This is a genomic window from Streptomyces uncialis (assembly GCF_036250755.1).
GTDB classification, from domain to species: Bacteria; Actinomycetota; Actinomycetes; order Streptomycetales; family Streptomycetaceae; genus Streptomyces; species Streptomyces uncialis.
In genome coordinates this window covers 3,703,148-3,717,741 of sequence record NZ_CP109583.1, presented here as the reverse complement: position 1 = coordinate 3,717,741, position 14,594 = coordinate 3,703,148, and the positions used below count along the sequence as shown (strand labels likewise).

General features: G+C 71.2%; 12 protein-coding genes. 6 read left to right on the top strand and 6 right to left on the bottom strand.

The features are described from left to right. The first annotated feature begins 89 nt into the window (after positions 1-89). Positions 90-443: an STAS domain-containing protein gene (locus OG711_RS15175; RefSeq protein WP_329559494.1), complete on the top strand. Its 354-nt coding sequence runs from the start codon at positions 90-92 to the stop codon at positions 441-443. Here OG711_RS15175 and OG711_RS15170 read toward each other — a convergent pair. Together OG711_RS15170 and OG711_RS15165 are read right to left on the bottom strand one after the other, a co-directional pair. Beyond that, the gene (locus OG711_RS15170) at positions 354-1,334 is read right to left on the bottom strand and encodes a sigma-70 family RNA polymerase sigma factor (protein WP_329559493.1); all 981 of its coding nucleotides are present in this window, start codon (positions 1,332-1,334) and stop codon (positions 354-356) included. The two genes, OG711_RS15175 and OG711_RS15170, sit on opposite strands and share 90 nt — an antisense overlap. Positions 1,335-1,533: 199 nt before the next feature. Beyond that, entirely contained in the window at positions 1,534-3,042 is a 1,509-nt protein-coding gene (locus OG711_RS15165; protein WP_329559492.1) for an MFS transporter, read from the bottom strand. Positions 3,043-3,104: 62 nt separating this feature from the next. On the opposite strand from OG711_RS15165, the gene OG711_RS15160 reads away from it, so the two are divergent. Beyond that, on the top strand, positions 3,105-4,061 hold the full coding sequence (locus tag OG711_RS15160) for a LysR family transcriptional regulator (protein WP_329559491.1): 957 nt from the start codon (positions 3,105-3,107) through the stop codon (positions 4,059-4,061). On the opposite strand, the gene OG711_RS15155 is transcribed toward OG711_RS15160, so the two are convergent. Further along, a complete protein-coding gene (locus OG711_RS15155) occupies positions 4,015-4,998 on the bottom strand; it encodes a LysR family transcriptional regulator (RefSeq protein WP_329559490.1) in 984 nt (327 codons plus the stop codon). The two genes, OG711_RS15160 and OG711_RS15155, sit on opposite strands and share 47 nt — an antisense overlap. A 156-nt stretch (positions 4,999-5,154) precedes the next feature. Here OG711_RS15155 and dnaE point away from each other — a divergent pair, with 156 nt between their 5' ends. After that, positions 5,155-8,685 carry a DNA polymerase III subunit alpha gene (gene dnaE / locus OG711_RS15150; protein ID WP_329559489.1) on the top strand — a complete coding sequence of 1,177 codons (3,531 nt, stop codon included), beginning with the start codon at positions 5,155-5,157 and terminating at the stop codon, positions 8,683-8,685. Positions 8,686-9,012: 327 nt separating this feature from the next. Beyond that, a complete protein-coding gene (locus OG711_RS15145; protein ID WP_329559488.1) occupies positions 9,013-9,603 on the top strand; it encodes a lytic polysaccharide monooxygenase auxiliary activity family 9 protein in 591 nt (196 codons plus the stop codon). 922 nt (positions 9,604-10,525) lie between these two features. Here OG711_RS15145 and OG711_RS15140 read toward each other — a convergent pair. Continuing rightward, positions 10,526-11,287: a prolyl oligopeptidase family serine peptidase gene (locus OG711_RS15140; protein WP_266508641.1), complete on the bottom strand. Its 762-nt coding sequence runs from the start codon at positions 11,285-11,287 to the stop codon at positions 10,526-10,528. Positions 11,288-11,400: 113 nt separating this feature from the next. On the opposite strand from OG711_RS15140, the gene OG711_RS15135 reads away from it, so the two are divergent. After that, entirely contained in the window at positions 11,401-12,558 is a 1,158-nt protein-coding gene (locus tag OG711_RS15135; protein ID WP_073784119.1) for an adenosine deaminase, read from the top strand. Between the two features lie 189 nt (positions 12,559-12,747). Then, positions 12,748-13,122, top strand: coding sequence for a hypothetical protein (locus tag OG711_RS15130; RefSeq protein WP_073784122.1), 375 nt, complete (start codon positions 12,748-12,750; stop codon positions 13,120-13,122). A gap of 74 nt (positions 13,123-13,196) precedes the next feature. Here the strand turns inward: OG711_RS15130 and OG711_RS15125 are convergent, their stop codons facing one another. Both OG711_RS15125 and OG711_RS15120 read right to left on the bottom strand, forming a co-directional pair. Next, positions 13,197-13,400 (bottom strand): PspC domain-containing protein, encoded by a 204-nt coding sequence (locus tag OG711_RS15125; protein ID WP_073784124.1) that lies wholly within the window; start codon positions 13,398-13,400, stop codon positions 13,197-13,199. 92 nt (positions 13,401-13,492) lie between these two features. After that, positions 13,493-14,053 (bottom strand): VanZ family protein, encoded by a 561-nt coding sequence (locus tag OG711_RS15120; protein ID WP_329559487.1) that lies wholly within the window; start codon positions 14,051-14,053, stop codon positions 13,493-13,495. Positions 14,054-14,594: the final 541 nt, after the last annotated feature.

Sequence of the window (14,594 nt, the reverse complement as noted above, 5' to 3'; positions counted from 1 at the left end):
GGGCACCTACGGGCATACCGGTGCCCACCCGGACCCGCACCGGCCCCGGGCCGCCGATGAGTTACCGGCGCACCCCGGGTCTACCGTGCGTGGACGAACCCGAACCCCCTGCCCCGATACTCCCGGTCGCCCCCGCCGGCGAGGAGGACCTGTCACGGCTGTGCGACTCCGCGCGCTCGCTCCTCGCGGCCACGGGCGCGACGGAACTCGTCTGTGACGCGTCGGCCCTGCCCCCGGACCTCGCCGCCGTCAACGCCCTGGCCCGGCTGGAGCTCACGGCCCGCCGCGCGGGCGCCCGGATCGTCGTACGCGACCCGGACCCCCTGCTGCGGAACCTGCTCGAACTCGTCGGCCTACCGCTCCAGATGGAGGGGCAGGTCGAACAGCGGGAACCACCGGGCCGTGTCGAGGAAGGTCGTGATCTCCACGATCCTGCCCGCTGAGATCTCCACCACCTGGAGCGCCCACGGCTCGAACCGGCCCGGCGTCTGCGTCGGGTGGTACTGCGCGAACGCGGGCGTGCCGTTCGCCACGGTGGGGACCAGCAGCGAGCCCCGGCAGACCGAGCCGTGGCCGAGCATCCAGCCACTGATCTCGTCGTGCCCCTGGAGCCACAGGTCGTAGGGCGGCATGGACAGCACCGCGTCGTCATGGAGCAGCGCGGTCAGCTTCACCATGTCGTAGCCCTCGAACGCCTCGACATACTGCTTGAGGAGCTTCTGCTGCTCCTCGTCGGCGGGCTGCGCCTGGTCCGACTCGCGGATGTCCGCGGCGGAGAGGGTGGAACGCGCCCGCTGGAGCGCGCTGTTGACGGAGGCGACCGAGGTGCCGAGCAGATCGGCGACCTCCTGCGCCCGCCAGGCCAGCACCTCGCGCAGGATCAGCACGGCCCGCTGCTTGGGCGGCAGATGCTGGAGCGCGGCCATGAACGCGAGCCGCACCGACTCCCGGGCCACCACGGCGCGTTCCGGATCGGCCGTGTCCGGCAGCACCCGGCCGTCGGGCGCGGGCTCCAGCCAGGTCGGCTCGGCGCGCTCCTTCAGGACGGCGGTCGCGTGGTGCTGCGGCTCGCTGAGGTCCATGGGGCGGGCGCGGCGGTTGCCCGCGCTCAGCATGTCGAGGCAGACGTTCGTGGCGATGCGGTACAGCCAGGAGCGCAGCGACGAGCGGCCCTCGAACTTGTCGAAGCTGCGCCAGGCGCGGACCATCGTGTCCTGCACCGCGTCCTCGGCCTCGAACGACGAGCCCAGCATGCGGTAGCAGTAGCCGGTCAGCTCCACCCGGTGCTTCTCCAGCCGGGCGTCCAGCTCGATCGTCGCCGTACTGTCAGTCATGGTCCAGCCCACCCCTGTGGTGTGTCCGTCGCCCGTGTGCGGCGCCAGCAAGGGGGAACGTACAGGACCGCACTGACAGTCCGGGCTGACCTGCGGTTCCGGCTGCGCGCGGGCCCGGTTGCCCGTAGCCTGACCGGTCGGCCACCGCACCCGCGCAGCACCCCGGACACCCGTTCCGGTGCCGGTCCCGGTGCCCGTCTCAGTGCCGGGCCGCCATCACGGGCGCCGCCCGCCCGGCCCGCACCGACCCGCCCAGGCCCGACCCGCTCCGGCCCGATCCGTCGCGTCCCGCAGAGCCCTGGCCCGAACCACCCTGGCCCGAACCGCTCCGGACCGCGCCGCCCCGGGCCACCGCCGCGTCCCGGCGTACCCGCTGTTCGACGCGGGCGGCCCGGGTGCCCAGCAGGGTGATCGCCACGACGCCCGTCACGGCGAGCAGTCCGAGGGCGACGGCCGCGGCCCAGCCCCCGGCGTGGAACGCCAGCGCGCCGAGCGTGCTGCCCGCGCTGGAGCCCAGGTAGTAGGCGGACTGGTAGAGCGCCGATGCCTGGGCCCGGCCATGGGTGGCGGTCCGGCTCACCGCCGCCGACGCGACCGCGTGGCCCGCGAAGAACCCGGCCGTGATCAGCACCAGTCCGGCGAGGACCGGGATCAGCGACCCGGCGAGCGACAGCAGCAGCCCCGCCGAGGTGGTGCCCCCGGCCAGGTACAGCGTGCCGCGCCGGCCGAGCCGGGCGACGAGCCGTCCGGCGGCGGCCGAGGAGACCGTACCGACCAGATAGACCAGGAAGATCGAGCCGACGACGCCCTGCGGCAGCGAGAACGGCGCCTCCGTCAGCCGGTAGCCGATGACCGTGTACACCGCGCCGAACACCGTCATGAACAGCGCGCCGATCGCGTACAGCCGCCGCAGCAGCGGGTCCGAGAGATGGTCGCGGACCGTACGGCCGAGGGCCCGGGGGCTCAGCGGCGCCGGGGTGAAGTGGCGTGGCGCGGGCACCAGGGCGCGGAAGGCCAGCGCGGAGACCACCGCGAGCAGTCCGAGCACCCCGAGCGCGACCCGCCAGCCCCATTCCTGGGCGACCCAGCCGGTCACGACCCGGCCGCTCATCCCGCCGATGCTGTTGCCCGCGACGAACAGTCCGATCGCGGCGACCAGCGCCCTGGGCCGTACCTCCTCCGCGAGGTACGCCATCGCGGAGGCGGGCACACCGGCCAGCGCGGCGCCCTGCACGGCCCGCAGCGCGATCAGCGCTTCGAGCGAGGGCGCGAACGGGATCAGCAGCGAGACCGCCACGGCGACCGCGAGGGACACCGTCATCAGGGTCCGCCGCCCGAACCGCTCGGACAGCGCGCTCAGCGGCAGGACGAACAGCGCCAGCGCGCCGGTCGCCGCCGACACCGTCCAGCTCGCGTCCCCGGCGCCGACCGCGAAGTCGGCGGAGATCAGCGGGAGCAGGGCCTGCGTCGAGTAGAGCAGGGCGAAGGTGGCGACCCCGGCGAGGAACAGCGCGAAGCTCATCCGGCGGAAGCCGGGCGCGCCCGGCGCGCGCCGGCGGTCCTCGCCGGCGGGCGGGACGGGAGCGGCGGGCACGGTGGAGGCGGGGGCGGGGGAGTCGACGGCGGGGACGGAGGAGGCGGCCGCTCCGGCGGTCGCCGGGGTTGACCCGGCGAACCGTGCGACCGCCCCGGTACTGGCAGCAGGCATATGCCGAACGTACGGCCGCCCGCTTCATGCGTCCAATGCATGGAACGTCCATAATCGATCCCATGGAGCATAAGAACAGCTCACGGGCGCGCCTGTCACCGTCCAGTGACACAGAAGACATCGTCACGCTGCTCGCGCCCCGGCTCGCGTACTTCGCCGGGGTCGCCCGCACCGAGCATGTGACCCGCGCCGCACAGGAGATGCAGGTCCCCCAGTCGACGCTGTCACGCGCGATGGTCCGGCTCGAAGCGGACCTCGGGGTGGACCTCTTCGCCCGCCGGGGCCGGACCGTCGCCCTCACCCCGGCGGGCCGTACGTTCCTCGCCTCCGTCGAACGCGCCCTCGCCGACATCGAGCGCGCCGCCGAGGAGGTCCGCGCCGACGCCGACCCGACGGGCGGGAAGGTCGCCTTCGGCTTTCTGCACACCCTGGGCACCGAGACCGTCCCCGGACTGATCCGCGGCTTCCGCGCCGACCACCCCCGGGTCCGCTTCAGCCTGGTGCAGAACTACGGCGAGGCCATGCTGGAACGGCTGCGCGCCGGTGAACTGGACCTCTGTCTGACCTCGCCGGTGCCCGACGCCCCCGATCTGGAGGCCCGCCGCCTCGACGAGCAGCGGCTGCGCCTCGTCGTCCCCGGTGACCACCGGCTGGCGGGCCGCCGCCGGATCAGGCTCGCCGAGGCCGCCGACGAGACGTTCGTGACGCTGGAGCCCGGCTACGGGCTGCGCCGGATCACCGACGATCTGTGCGCGGCGGCCGGGTTCCGCCCCCGGATCGCCTTCGAGGGCGAGGAGGCCGAGACCCTGCGCGGTCTGGTGCAGGCGGGCCTCGGCGTCGCGCTGCTGCCCCCGCCGACGGTGGCGCGGCCCGGGGTGGTGGAGCTGACGGTGACGGCGCCGCGCGCGGTCCGCGAGATCGGGGTGGCCTGGCTCGCGGGCGGCGGCCCGGACACCCCGCCGGTCGCCGCGTTCAAGCGGTTCCTGCTGTCCCGCCGGGGCCATCTGCTGCCCGAGTGAGCGGCCGGCGGCCCGGCGCCCCGGTCGGCAGCCAGACATCGGCCGGACGGTCCGCCGCGTGCCGGGTGACGTACGCGACGAGCCGCCGCAGCCCCGGATGCCGGTTGCCGGTGTGCCAGAGCAGCGACCACGGGTAGACGGGGGTGGGTGACACCACCGGTACGCGCCGCAGCCGCCGTCCGGTGAGCCCCACCAGCCGGGTCCCGCGCCCGACGAAGGTCAGCAGCGCCGGCGACCCGGCGAGGGCGTCCAGCAGCGCCTCGATACCGAAGTCGGGCCCGGTGGGGTCGATGGTCAGCCCGAACGCCCCGGCGAGCTCGGCGTAGAAGGCGCCCCATTCGCTGCCGTCCACGATCCCCGGCACCCAGCAGGTGTACGGCACCAGGTCCGCCGGGGTGACGCAGGCCGCTTCCGCCAGGGGATGCCGTTCCCCGACGACCACCTCCAGGGCCTCCAGCAGCACCGGGACGGCGGTCAGCCGGGCGTCGGTCTCCCGCACCGGCCGCCGGGGATACCCGAACGCCGCGTCGACGTCCCCGTCCAGCAGGGCCCGTACCGCGTGGTCCGCGCCGCGCAGGGCGGCGATCTCCAGGGGCAGTTCGCGGTGTGCCTCGTGGAAGGCGCGCAGCAGCGCCGCGGAGGCGACCCGGTTGTCCAGGACGTCGACCCGCAGCGGCCGGGCGGGGTGGCGGACCGACGCGACGGCGTGCCGGATCGCGGTGAGCACCGCGCGGGCGTGCGGCAGGAACGTCCTTCCGTCGGCGGTCGGTTCGGCCCCGGTCGGCAGCCGGTGGAACAGCACCACGCCGAGTTCGTCCTCCAAGGCGGCGATCCGCTTGGACACGGCCTGCTGGGAGATCCCGAGCCGGTCCCCGGCGTGCCGGAACTGCCCTTCCTCGACGACCGCGACAAAGGCCCGCAGGAACTCCGGATTCATCCGGCCGAAACTACCAGCCGCGCCGCCCGACAACCGCTGGTTGTCGGCCGGACGCCTTCCGTTGTTTGATCACCGGCTCCGGTACGGGTTCCCTGGGGCGCGCACTCGTCCCCTTCCGCCGCGATTCCGCCGAATCCTGTTCCGCCAGGAGCGCGTATGCCCCGTCATTTCACGCATTTGCACGTCCATACCCAGTATTCGCTGCTGGACGGTGCGGCGCGGTTGAAGGACATGTTCCACGCGTGCGACGACATGGGGATGTCGCATATCGCGATGACGGACCACGGGAACCTGCACGGGGCGTACGACTTCTTCCATCAGGCGACGAAGGCGGGCATCACGCCGATCATCGGGATCGAGGCGTATGTGGCGCCGGAGTCGCGGCGCGACAAGCGGAAGATCCAGTGGGGCCAGCCGCACCAGAAGCGGGACGACGTCTCCGGTTCGGGTGGCTATACCCATAAGACGATCTGGGCGGCGGACGCGACGGGGCTGCACAATCTGTTCCGCCTCTCCTCGGACGCGTACGCGGAGGGCTGGCTGACGAAGTGGCCCCGGATGGACCGCGAGACGATCTCGAAATGGTCCCAGGGCCTCATCGCCTCGACCGGCTGCCCCTCGGGCGAACTCCAGACGAGGCTGCGGCTGGGGCAGTTCGACGAGGCGCTGAAGGCGGCGTCCGACTACCAGGACATCTTCGGCAAGGACCGCTACTTCCTGGAGCTGATGGACCACGGCATCGAGATCGAGCGCCGGGTCCGCGAGGGGCTGCTGGAGATCGGGAAGAAGCTCGGCATCCCCCCGATCGTCACCAACGACTCCCACTACACCCACGCCTCCGAAGCGGTCGCCCACGACGCGCTGCTCTGCATCCAGACCGGCAAGAACCTCTCCGACCCCGACCGCTTCCGCTTCGACGGCACCGGCTACTACCTCAAGTCCACCGACGAGATGTACGCCATCGACTCCTCGGACGCCTGGCAGGAAGGCTGCGCCAACACCCTCCTCGTCGCCGAGCAGATCAACACCGAGGGCATGTTCCAGCAGCGGAACCTCATGCCGAAATTCGACATCCCCGAAGGCTGGACGGAGATCACCTGGTTCAAGGAAGAGGTACGCCGAGGACTCGCCCGCCGCTTTCCCGGCGGAATCGCGGAACGCTATGAACGCCAGGCCGCGTACGAGATGGACATCATCATCCGGATGGGATTCCCCGGCTATTTCCTGGTGGTCGCCGATTTCATCATGTGGGCCAAACGGAACGGTATCGCGGTGGGCCCGGGACGCGGTTCCGCGGCGGGTTCCCTGGTGTCGTACGCGATGGGCATCACCGACCTCGACCCGCTGGAACACGGGCTGATCTTCGAGCGGTTCCTGAACCCCGAGCGCGTGTCGATGCCCGATGTCGACATCGACTTCGACGAGCGCAGGCGTGTCGAGGTGATCCGGTACGTCACCGAGAAGTACGGCGCCGACAAGGTCGCCATGATCGGTACGTACGGCACGATCAAGGCGAAGAACGCCATCAAGGACTCCGCCCGCGTCCTCGGCTACCCGTACGCCATGGGCGACCGCATCACCAAGGCCATGCCGCCGGACGCGGGCGGCAGAAGCATCGAGCTCGCCGGGATCACCGATCCCGCGCATCCCCGCTACGCGGAGGCGGGCGAGGTCCGGGGGATGTACGAGAACGAGCCGGACGTGAAGAAGGTCGTCGACACCGCGCGCGGGGTGGAGGGCCTGGTCCGGCAGATGGGCGTCCACGCCGCCGGCGTCATCATGTCCAGCGAACCGCTGACCGACCATGTCCCCGTCTGGGTACGGCATTCCGACGGCGTCACGATCACCCAGTGGGACTATCCGAGCTGTGAGTCGCTCGGCCTGCTGAAGATGGACTTCCTCGGGCTGCGCAACCTCACGATCATGGACGACGCCGTCAAGATGGTGAAGTCCAACAAGGGCATCGACATCGATCTCCTGGGGCTCGCGCTCGACGACCCCAGGACCTTCGAACTCCTCGGCCGGGGCGACACCCTCGGCGTCTTCCAGTTCGACGGAAGCGCGATGCGCTCGCTGTTCCGGCTGATGCGCCCCGACCAGTTCGAGGACATCACGGCCGTGACCGCGCTCTACCGGCCGGGCCCGATGGGCATGAACTCGCACACCAACTACGCCCTGCGCAAGAACGGCCGGCAGGACATCACCCCCATCCATCCGGAACTCGAAGAACCCCTCAAGGAGATCCTCGACCTCACCTACGGCCTGGTCGTCTACCAGGAACAGGTCCAGCGGGCCGCGCAGATCCTCGCCGGATACTCGCTGGGCCAGGCGGATCTGCTGCGCCGGGCGATGGGAAAGAAGAAGAAGGAGGTCCTGGACCGGGAGTTCGGCCCCTTCCGTGACGGCTGCCGGGCGCGCGGCTACTCCGACGAGGCGGTCCAGGCGGTCTGGGACGTCCTGGTGCCGTTCGCCGGATACGCGTTCAACAAGGCCCACGCGGCCACGTACGCGCTCGTGTCCTACTGGACGGCGTACCTCAAGGCGAACCATCCGGCCGAGTACATGGCGGCGGTGCTCACCTCGGTGAAGGACGACAAGGACAAGTCCGCGGTCTACCTCAACGAATGCCGCCGGATGGGCATCAAGGTGCTGCCGCCGGACGTCAACGCGTCGCTGTCCGACTTCACCGCGCACGGCGACGACACCGTCCTGTTCGGGCTGTCCGCCGTACGGAACGTGGGCGCCCCTGTCGTCGAGGCGATCGTCCGCGCCCGCGAGTCCAGGGGGAAGTACATGTCCTTTCCCGACTACCTCGACAAGTCCGAGGCGGTCATGTGCGCCAAACGCGCCACCGAGTCCCTGATCAAGGCGGGCGCGTTCGACGCCCTCGGCCACACCAGGAAGGGACTCACCGCCCGCTACGAACCGCTGGTCGACGCGGCCGTCTCCGTCAAACGCCGCGAGGCGGAAGGCCAGTTCGACCTCTTCAGCGCGGACGGACCGGACACCGCCCCCGGGACGCTTCCCGCGCTGGACCCGGACTTCCCCGCGCAGGAGTGGGAGAAACCGTATCTGCTCGCCCAGGAGCGCGAGATGCTCGGCCTCTATGTCTCCGACCACCCGCTGTTCGGGATCGAACACGTCCTCGCGGAACGGTCGGACGCCCCGATCGCGCGGCTCACCGGCGGCGAGCACCCGGACGGGGCGGTGGTCACCCTCGGCGGCATCGTCTCCGGTCTGCAACGCAAGATGACCAAGCAGGGCAACGCGTGGGCGATCGCGACCGTGGAGGACCTCGGAGGGTCCGTCGACTGTCTGTTCTTCCCCGCCACCTACCAGTTGGTGGGGACCCGGCTCGTGGAGGACGCCGTCGTCTTCGTCAAGGGACGGCTGGACAAACGGGAGGACGTGCCCCGGCTCGTCGCCATGGAGCTCACGGTCCCGGAGGCGACGGCCCTCGGCGCGGACGCGCCGGTCCGGCTGGCGATCGAGGAGTCCCGGGTCACGGGTCCCTCGGTGCGGCGGCTGAAGGAGATCCTGCGGTCCCACCCCGGTCCCGCCGAGGTCCAGCTGCGGGTGACGGGCCGGACCCGGACGACCGTCTACCGGCTGGGTCCCCGGATCGCCCCGCGCCCGGAGTTCTGGGCTGACCTCAAGGCCGCGGTGGCGGTCACCCGCTGGGGATGAGCCGTCCGTGTGGACCGCAGTTGAGCCACCGGACGCGTCCGTTCCACCGGTCCGTCACGGCACCCCGCGTCCGGCGTACCACGCACCGCCGTACGACCCCCCGACTGCTGGGACGTCCGTCGCCCACCGGGACCACACACCCCTCAACCGTTTCGCGCTCAACCATCGGGTGAGGTGAATCGGGTGGGTTCCTCCGTGTTCCTGAGTGTCCGAAACCAGCGGCGACACCGTCAACCGGCCGAAATATGCTGGTGCTTGGTCTAGACCATGTTGATGACTCCGCCTCTCCCCACGACAGACCGAGGCACCCCCACCCCTGGAGTGAACATGCGTAGGAAATTGAGTACGTCCCTGCTCGGGATAGGCCTGGCCACGGCGGCGCTCTTCGCCGCCACCGGCAGCGCGCAGGGTCATGGCTACGTCGACTCGCCCATCAGCCGCTCGGGAGTGTGCGGCAACGGTTCCGTGCAGGACTGCGGGCAGATCGAATGGGAGGCGTGGAGCGTCGAGGGGTACAAGGGCTTCCCCGGGCGCGGTCCCGCCGACGGCCAGCTCTGCGCGGGCGGCAACGGCCGCTTCTCCGAGCTGGACGATCCCCGTGGGGGCAACTGGCCCGCCACGAACGTGTCCGGCGGGCAGAGCTACACCTTCAACTGGCGGATCGTCGCACGCCACGCCACGACCGACTTCCGCTACTACATCACCAAGAACGGCTACAACCCGGCCAAGCCGCTCACCCGGGCGGACCTGGACCCCCAGCCCTTCCTGACGGTGCCCTTCAACGGCCGTCAGCCCGGCGCGACGGTCACCCACTCGGGTGTGCTGCCGCAGAAGACCGGCAAGCACCTGATCCTCGGGGTGTGGACGGTCCACGACACGGAGAACGCGTTCTACTCCTGCTCGGACGTCAAGTTCTGACGCCCCCCTGACAGAACCACCCGATCCCGGGGCCCGCCCACCACACCCACGCCAGGGCGGGCCCTTTTTTCATGTCCGGGGGCCGCATTCGCTTGCGCTTCCCAGGTCTGTCCGGGTGGGCGCGCTTGTTCCTGTGCCGTCGTTCGTGGGTTTCGCGCAGTTCCCCGCGCCCCTTTGGGGCGCATCCGGCTTGTTCTTCGGGTCGGTGCCGGTCGGGATTCTCCGTCCTCGATCCGACACGCTCGGTACGACGTCCAGCGGAGCTACTGAAGAGCATCGGAGTCTGCGAGCAGAGATTCCCGCCCACCCCCTCCCGCAGCCGAGCGCCTGCGAGAGGAAGGGGGTGCCCCTTAAGGGGCGCGGGGAACTGCGCAAAAGCGAGGGCAGGCCCGCACCCGAAGAGCGACCGAACGGGGCAGCACCCAGGGGCGCGGGGAACTGCGCACCCACGGACGGCCCGCACGGGAACAAGTACGCCCAGGCGGGGAACCTCAGAAGCGCAAGCGAAGGCGACCTGCGGGGAACTGCGCAAAAGACGAGGGCGCACCCGCACCCGAAGAGCGACCGAGCGGGGCAGCACCCAGGGGCGCGGGGAACTGCGCACCCACGGACGACCCGCACGGCAACAAAGTACGCCCAGGTGGGGAACCTCAGAAGCGCAAGCGAAGGCGGCCCGCGGGGAACTGCGCAAAAGACGAGGGCGGCCCGCACCCGAGAAGCGGCCGCAAGGGGGCAGCATCCAGGGGCGCGGGGAACTGCGCACCCACGGACGTACCCGCACGGGAACAAGTACGCCCAGGTGGGGAACCTCAGAAGCGCAAGCGAAGGCGACCTGCGGGGAACTGCGCACCCACGGACGGCCCGCACGGGGACAAGTACGTCCAGCCGGACGGACCCCGGAAGCGCGAGCGAAGGCGACCTGTCAGGGTTTTCGGAGGGTGCGGCCGAAACCGGAGGCGAGGGGCATCCGCAACCCCAACGGCGGCGGAGCCGCGAACGCGTCGGCCACCGGCCGGGAGAACGCCGCCCCGAACAACGTCCCCAGCACGAAATCCGCGGACAGCGCCAGCACCTCCGCCCGGTACTGCCGCAGCCCGTGCCCGTCCGCGTGCACCTCGAACCGGCAGATGTCCCGGTTCACCTTCTTCACCCGGGCCGCCAGCCGGAACGACCGTTCGGGATCGGTCCGCCCGTCATGCGTACCGTGCACGATCATCACCCGCCGCCCCGCGAGCTGCTTCACCGGCTCGGGCGCCCCCGCCATGTCCTCCGCCGGCAGCCACGGCGCGATCGACAGCACGGAGCCGACCGCCGGATGCCCCGCGGCGCGCAGCGCCGCGCGGCCCCCCATCCCGACCCCCGCCAGACAGACGGGCACGTCCCCGTACCGCCGTACGACCTCGTCGGCGGCCCACTCCGCGTCCCCGGCGAGCCCCGCCCGCTCACCGTTCCAGCCGCGTACCCGGTAGCGCACGACATGGGTGGCCAGCCCCTCCGGGCCGCCGCGCCGGGCCAGGTGCCCGCTCAGCGCCCGGACCGTCCCCGCGGCCAGCGGGGAGGGGCGCCGCTCGGAGACCTCCTCGCCGCCCGGCAGCAGCAGGACGACCCCGCTCACGGCTTCGCCCCGGGGCCCGCGTACCTTGCCCAGCCGCGCGGTGTGCTCCGCCCCCGCTCCCAGTCCCATGACAGAACAGTGTCAGAAGTGGTGGTGCGCACCACACGTCCTTGGGGTCACCTTTACGTATCGGCGACCGCGGCCCACTCGGCATCTACGCGCGTAGGACGTAGAGTGACAAGATGACGAGCCAGACCAGTCAGCACCCCGAGACCCCCAGCGCGGACCAGATCCGCCGGGCTCCCAAGGTCCTCCTGCACGACCACCTCGACGGCGGCCTGCGCCCCGGGACCGTCGTCGATCTCGCCCTCGCGACCGGGTACGACGGACTCCCCGAGACCGACCCCGACAAGCTCGGCGTCTGGTTCCGCGAGGCCGCCGACTCCGGCTCGCTGGAGCGGTACCTGGAGACCTTCGCGCACACCTGTGCCGTCATGCAGACCAAGGAGGCCCTGTTCCGGGTCGCCGCCGAGTGCGCGGAGGACCTCGCCGAGGACGGCGTCGTCTACGCCGAGGTGCGCTACGCCCCCGAGCAGCACCTGGAGAAGGGCCTCACCCTCGAAGAGGTCGTGGAGGCCGTCAACGACGGATTCCGCGAGGGCGAGCGCCGGGCCAGGGAGAACGGCCACCGCATCCGGGTCGGCGCCCTGCTCACCGCGATGCGGCACGCGGCCCGCGCGCTGGAGATCGCGGAGCTGGCCAACCGCTACCGCGACCTCGGGGTCGTCGGCTTCGACATCGCGGGCGCCGAGGCGGGCTTCCCTCCCACCCGCCACCTCGACGCCTTCGAGTACCTGAAGCGCGAGAACAACCACTTCACCATCCACGCCGGTGAGGCGTTCGGGCTGCCGTCCATCTGGCAGGCCCTCCAGTGGTGCGGCGCGGACCGCCTCGGGCACGGCGTCCGGATCATCGACGACATCCAGGTCGCCGAGGACGGCACCGTCAAGCTCGGCCGGCTCGCGTCCTACGTCCGCGACAAGCGCATCCCGCTGGAGCTGTGCCCGACCTCCAACCTCCAGACGGCCGCCGCGTCCTCGTACGCGGACCACCCCATCGGGCTGCTGCGCAAGCTGCACTTCCGGGCCACGGTGAACACCGACAACCGTCTGATGTCCGGCACCAGCATGAGCCGCGAATTCGAGCACCTGGTCGGCACGTTCGGATACACGCTCGACGACATGCAGTGGTTCACCGTCAATGCGATGAAGTCGGCGTTCATTCCTTTCGATGAACGTCTGGCCATGATCAACGACGTGATCAAGCCCGGATACGCCGAGCTGAAGTCCGCATGGCTGTTCCAGCAGACCGCTTCCACCAGGGGTTCTTCCTCCTCCTAGCGGAAAAGACGCTTAGCGCGGGCGGCCGGGTGAATCAACACTCCGGCCGCCCGCGCGTGTTTGCGGCGACCGTGTGCCCTGGTTACGTTTCTTGACCGCTCGTCCCGTCATTTCCGGCGGTCATCGGCAACGCAGACCGCTGTACCGCGCACGCTCGCGCACGCACACACTCAAGGACGCGATTTCACGATGAAGCAGACTGCCGCCAGGACCCTTGGTGCCGCCGCCCTCGGCGCGGCCATCGCCGCCACCGGCGCCGGTGCCGCGAACGCCGCCGCGCCCACCGCCACGGCTCTCGACGGTGTCACCAGCACCCTGCCCCTCGGCGACGCCACGAAGGCCCTTCCGCTGGGCGACGCCACGAAGATCCTCCCCCTCGGCCAGCTGACCCAGCTGGTGCCCGACACCCGCTCGGTGGAGGCCGCGAAGACCGCCCTCGGCACCACGGCCGCCACCGCCCAGCCCACCGTCACCCAGGCCGCGACCGGCGCCGTGCCCGCGCTGGGCCTCCTCGGCGGTCTGCCCCTGAAGGGTCTGCCGATCAACGGCATCCCCCTCGGCTGATCCCGCGCGCGTGGGACGGGCCCGCCGACGAAGGTGTCGGCGGGCCCGTCCCCTTGCCTGTGCGTGTCCGGCGGCTACCAGGCGTGCTGCGTCGCGGTCTTCTCGTTCGGCAGGAAGAACCACAGCGCCAGGTACAGCAGGATCTGCGGGCCGGGCAGCAGGCACGAGACCACGGTGGCGATGCGCACGGTCGTCGCGGAGAGGCCGAAGCGCCTGCCCAGCGCCGCGCACACGCCGCCGATCATCCGTCCGTTGGTGGGGCGGGCCAGGGCGGTCATGGGCTGCTCCTTCGTTGACTGTCCGCGGTACGGGTGCACCGGCTCGTCATCGGGTTCCCCCGATGGACCGGGCCGAACCGATGACCCCAACGCTACGGACGGGAAGCGGGCAAAGCGTCGCTCTGCGGGGCGATCCCGACCCTGGAAATCGTCGGGGTCGGACCCTGAGCGCGCTCCTCCCGGCGGAGGGGGGCCGGCCGTGGCCGCTCCACCCCGCGGCGGAGCCGGGCCCGGACGGCCGGCACCACGACGAGATGCGTGAGCGCGACACCCAGGGTGTTCAGCAGCAGCGAGTCGACGTCCACGACCTGTCCGGGCACCCCGGTCTGGAACAGCTCGATGCCGAGCGACAGCAGGGCCGCGACCGTCACCGTGCGCAGCAGTGACCCCCACGGGGAGACATGGAGCCGGCCTCCCACGGCCGGCAGCAGGAATCCCAGCGGGGCCAGCAGGGTCAGCGCTCCGCCGATCTGGCGGGCCGCCGTCCGGGGGCCCAGCGCGAGGTCCGCCCTGATCCCGGCGAAGGGGTGGAGGTTCGGTGCGCTGACCCAGGGGACGTCCAGGGGGCGCAGTGTTACCCACCCCACGAGGAGGAGGTGGGCCAGCAGGAGGACCCCTCCTGCCGCGCGGATGCGGAAGCCTTTGCGCTGCACGCAGGGAAGGACGACACCTTCCCGCCCATCGGTTCCGTCCCGCCCAGCGTGTCCCCCGTCACGCAACGCCTTCGCTCGCGCTTTCCAGGTCCGTCCGGCTGAGCCCACTTGTCCCTGTGCGGGTCGCCTTCGCTCGCGCTCCCGAGGTCCGTCCGGCTGACCGCACTTGTCCCTGTGCCGTCGCTCGTGGGGTGCGCAGTTCCCCGCGCCCCTTGGGCTGCGCCCCTTGCGGTTCCCGTTCGCGTGCGGATGGCCCTTGGTTGCTCGCGCGGTTCCTCGCGCCCCTGGATGCTGCCCCCTTGCGGTTGTTCGTCGGGTGCGGGGCCGTCCTCGTTCTTGCGCAGTTCCCCGCGCCCCTTTGGGGGCGCCCGTCTGGGGCTGCGGTCAGGCTGCGGGCTGTCATCAGCCCGGGGCTGGGGTTCAACCACCCTCCTCGCGGACTCGCTCGGCTGCCGAAGGGGGTGGGCGGGAATCTCTGCTCGCAGACTCCGATGCTCTTCAGTCGGGTCACTGGACGTGTTACCGAGCGTGTCGGATCGAG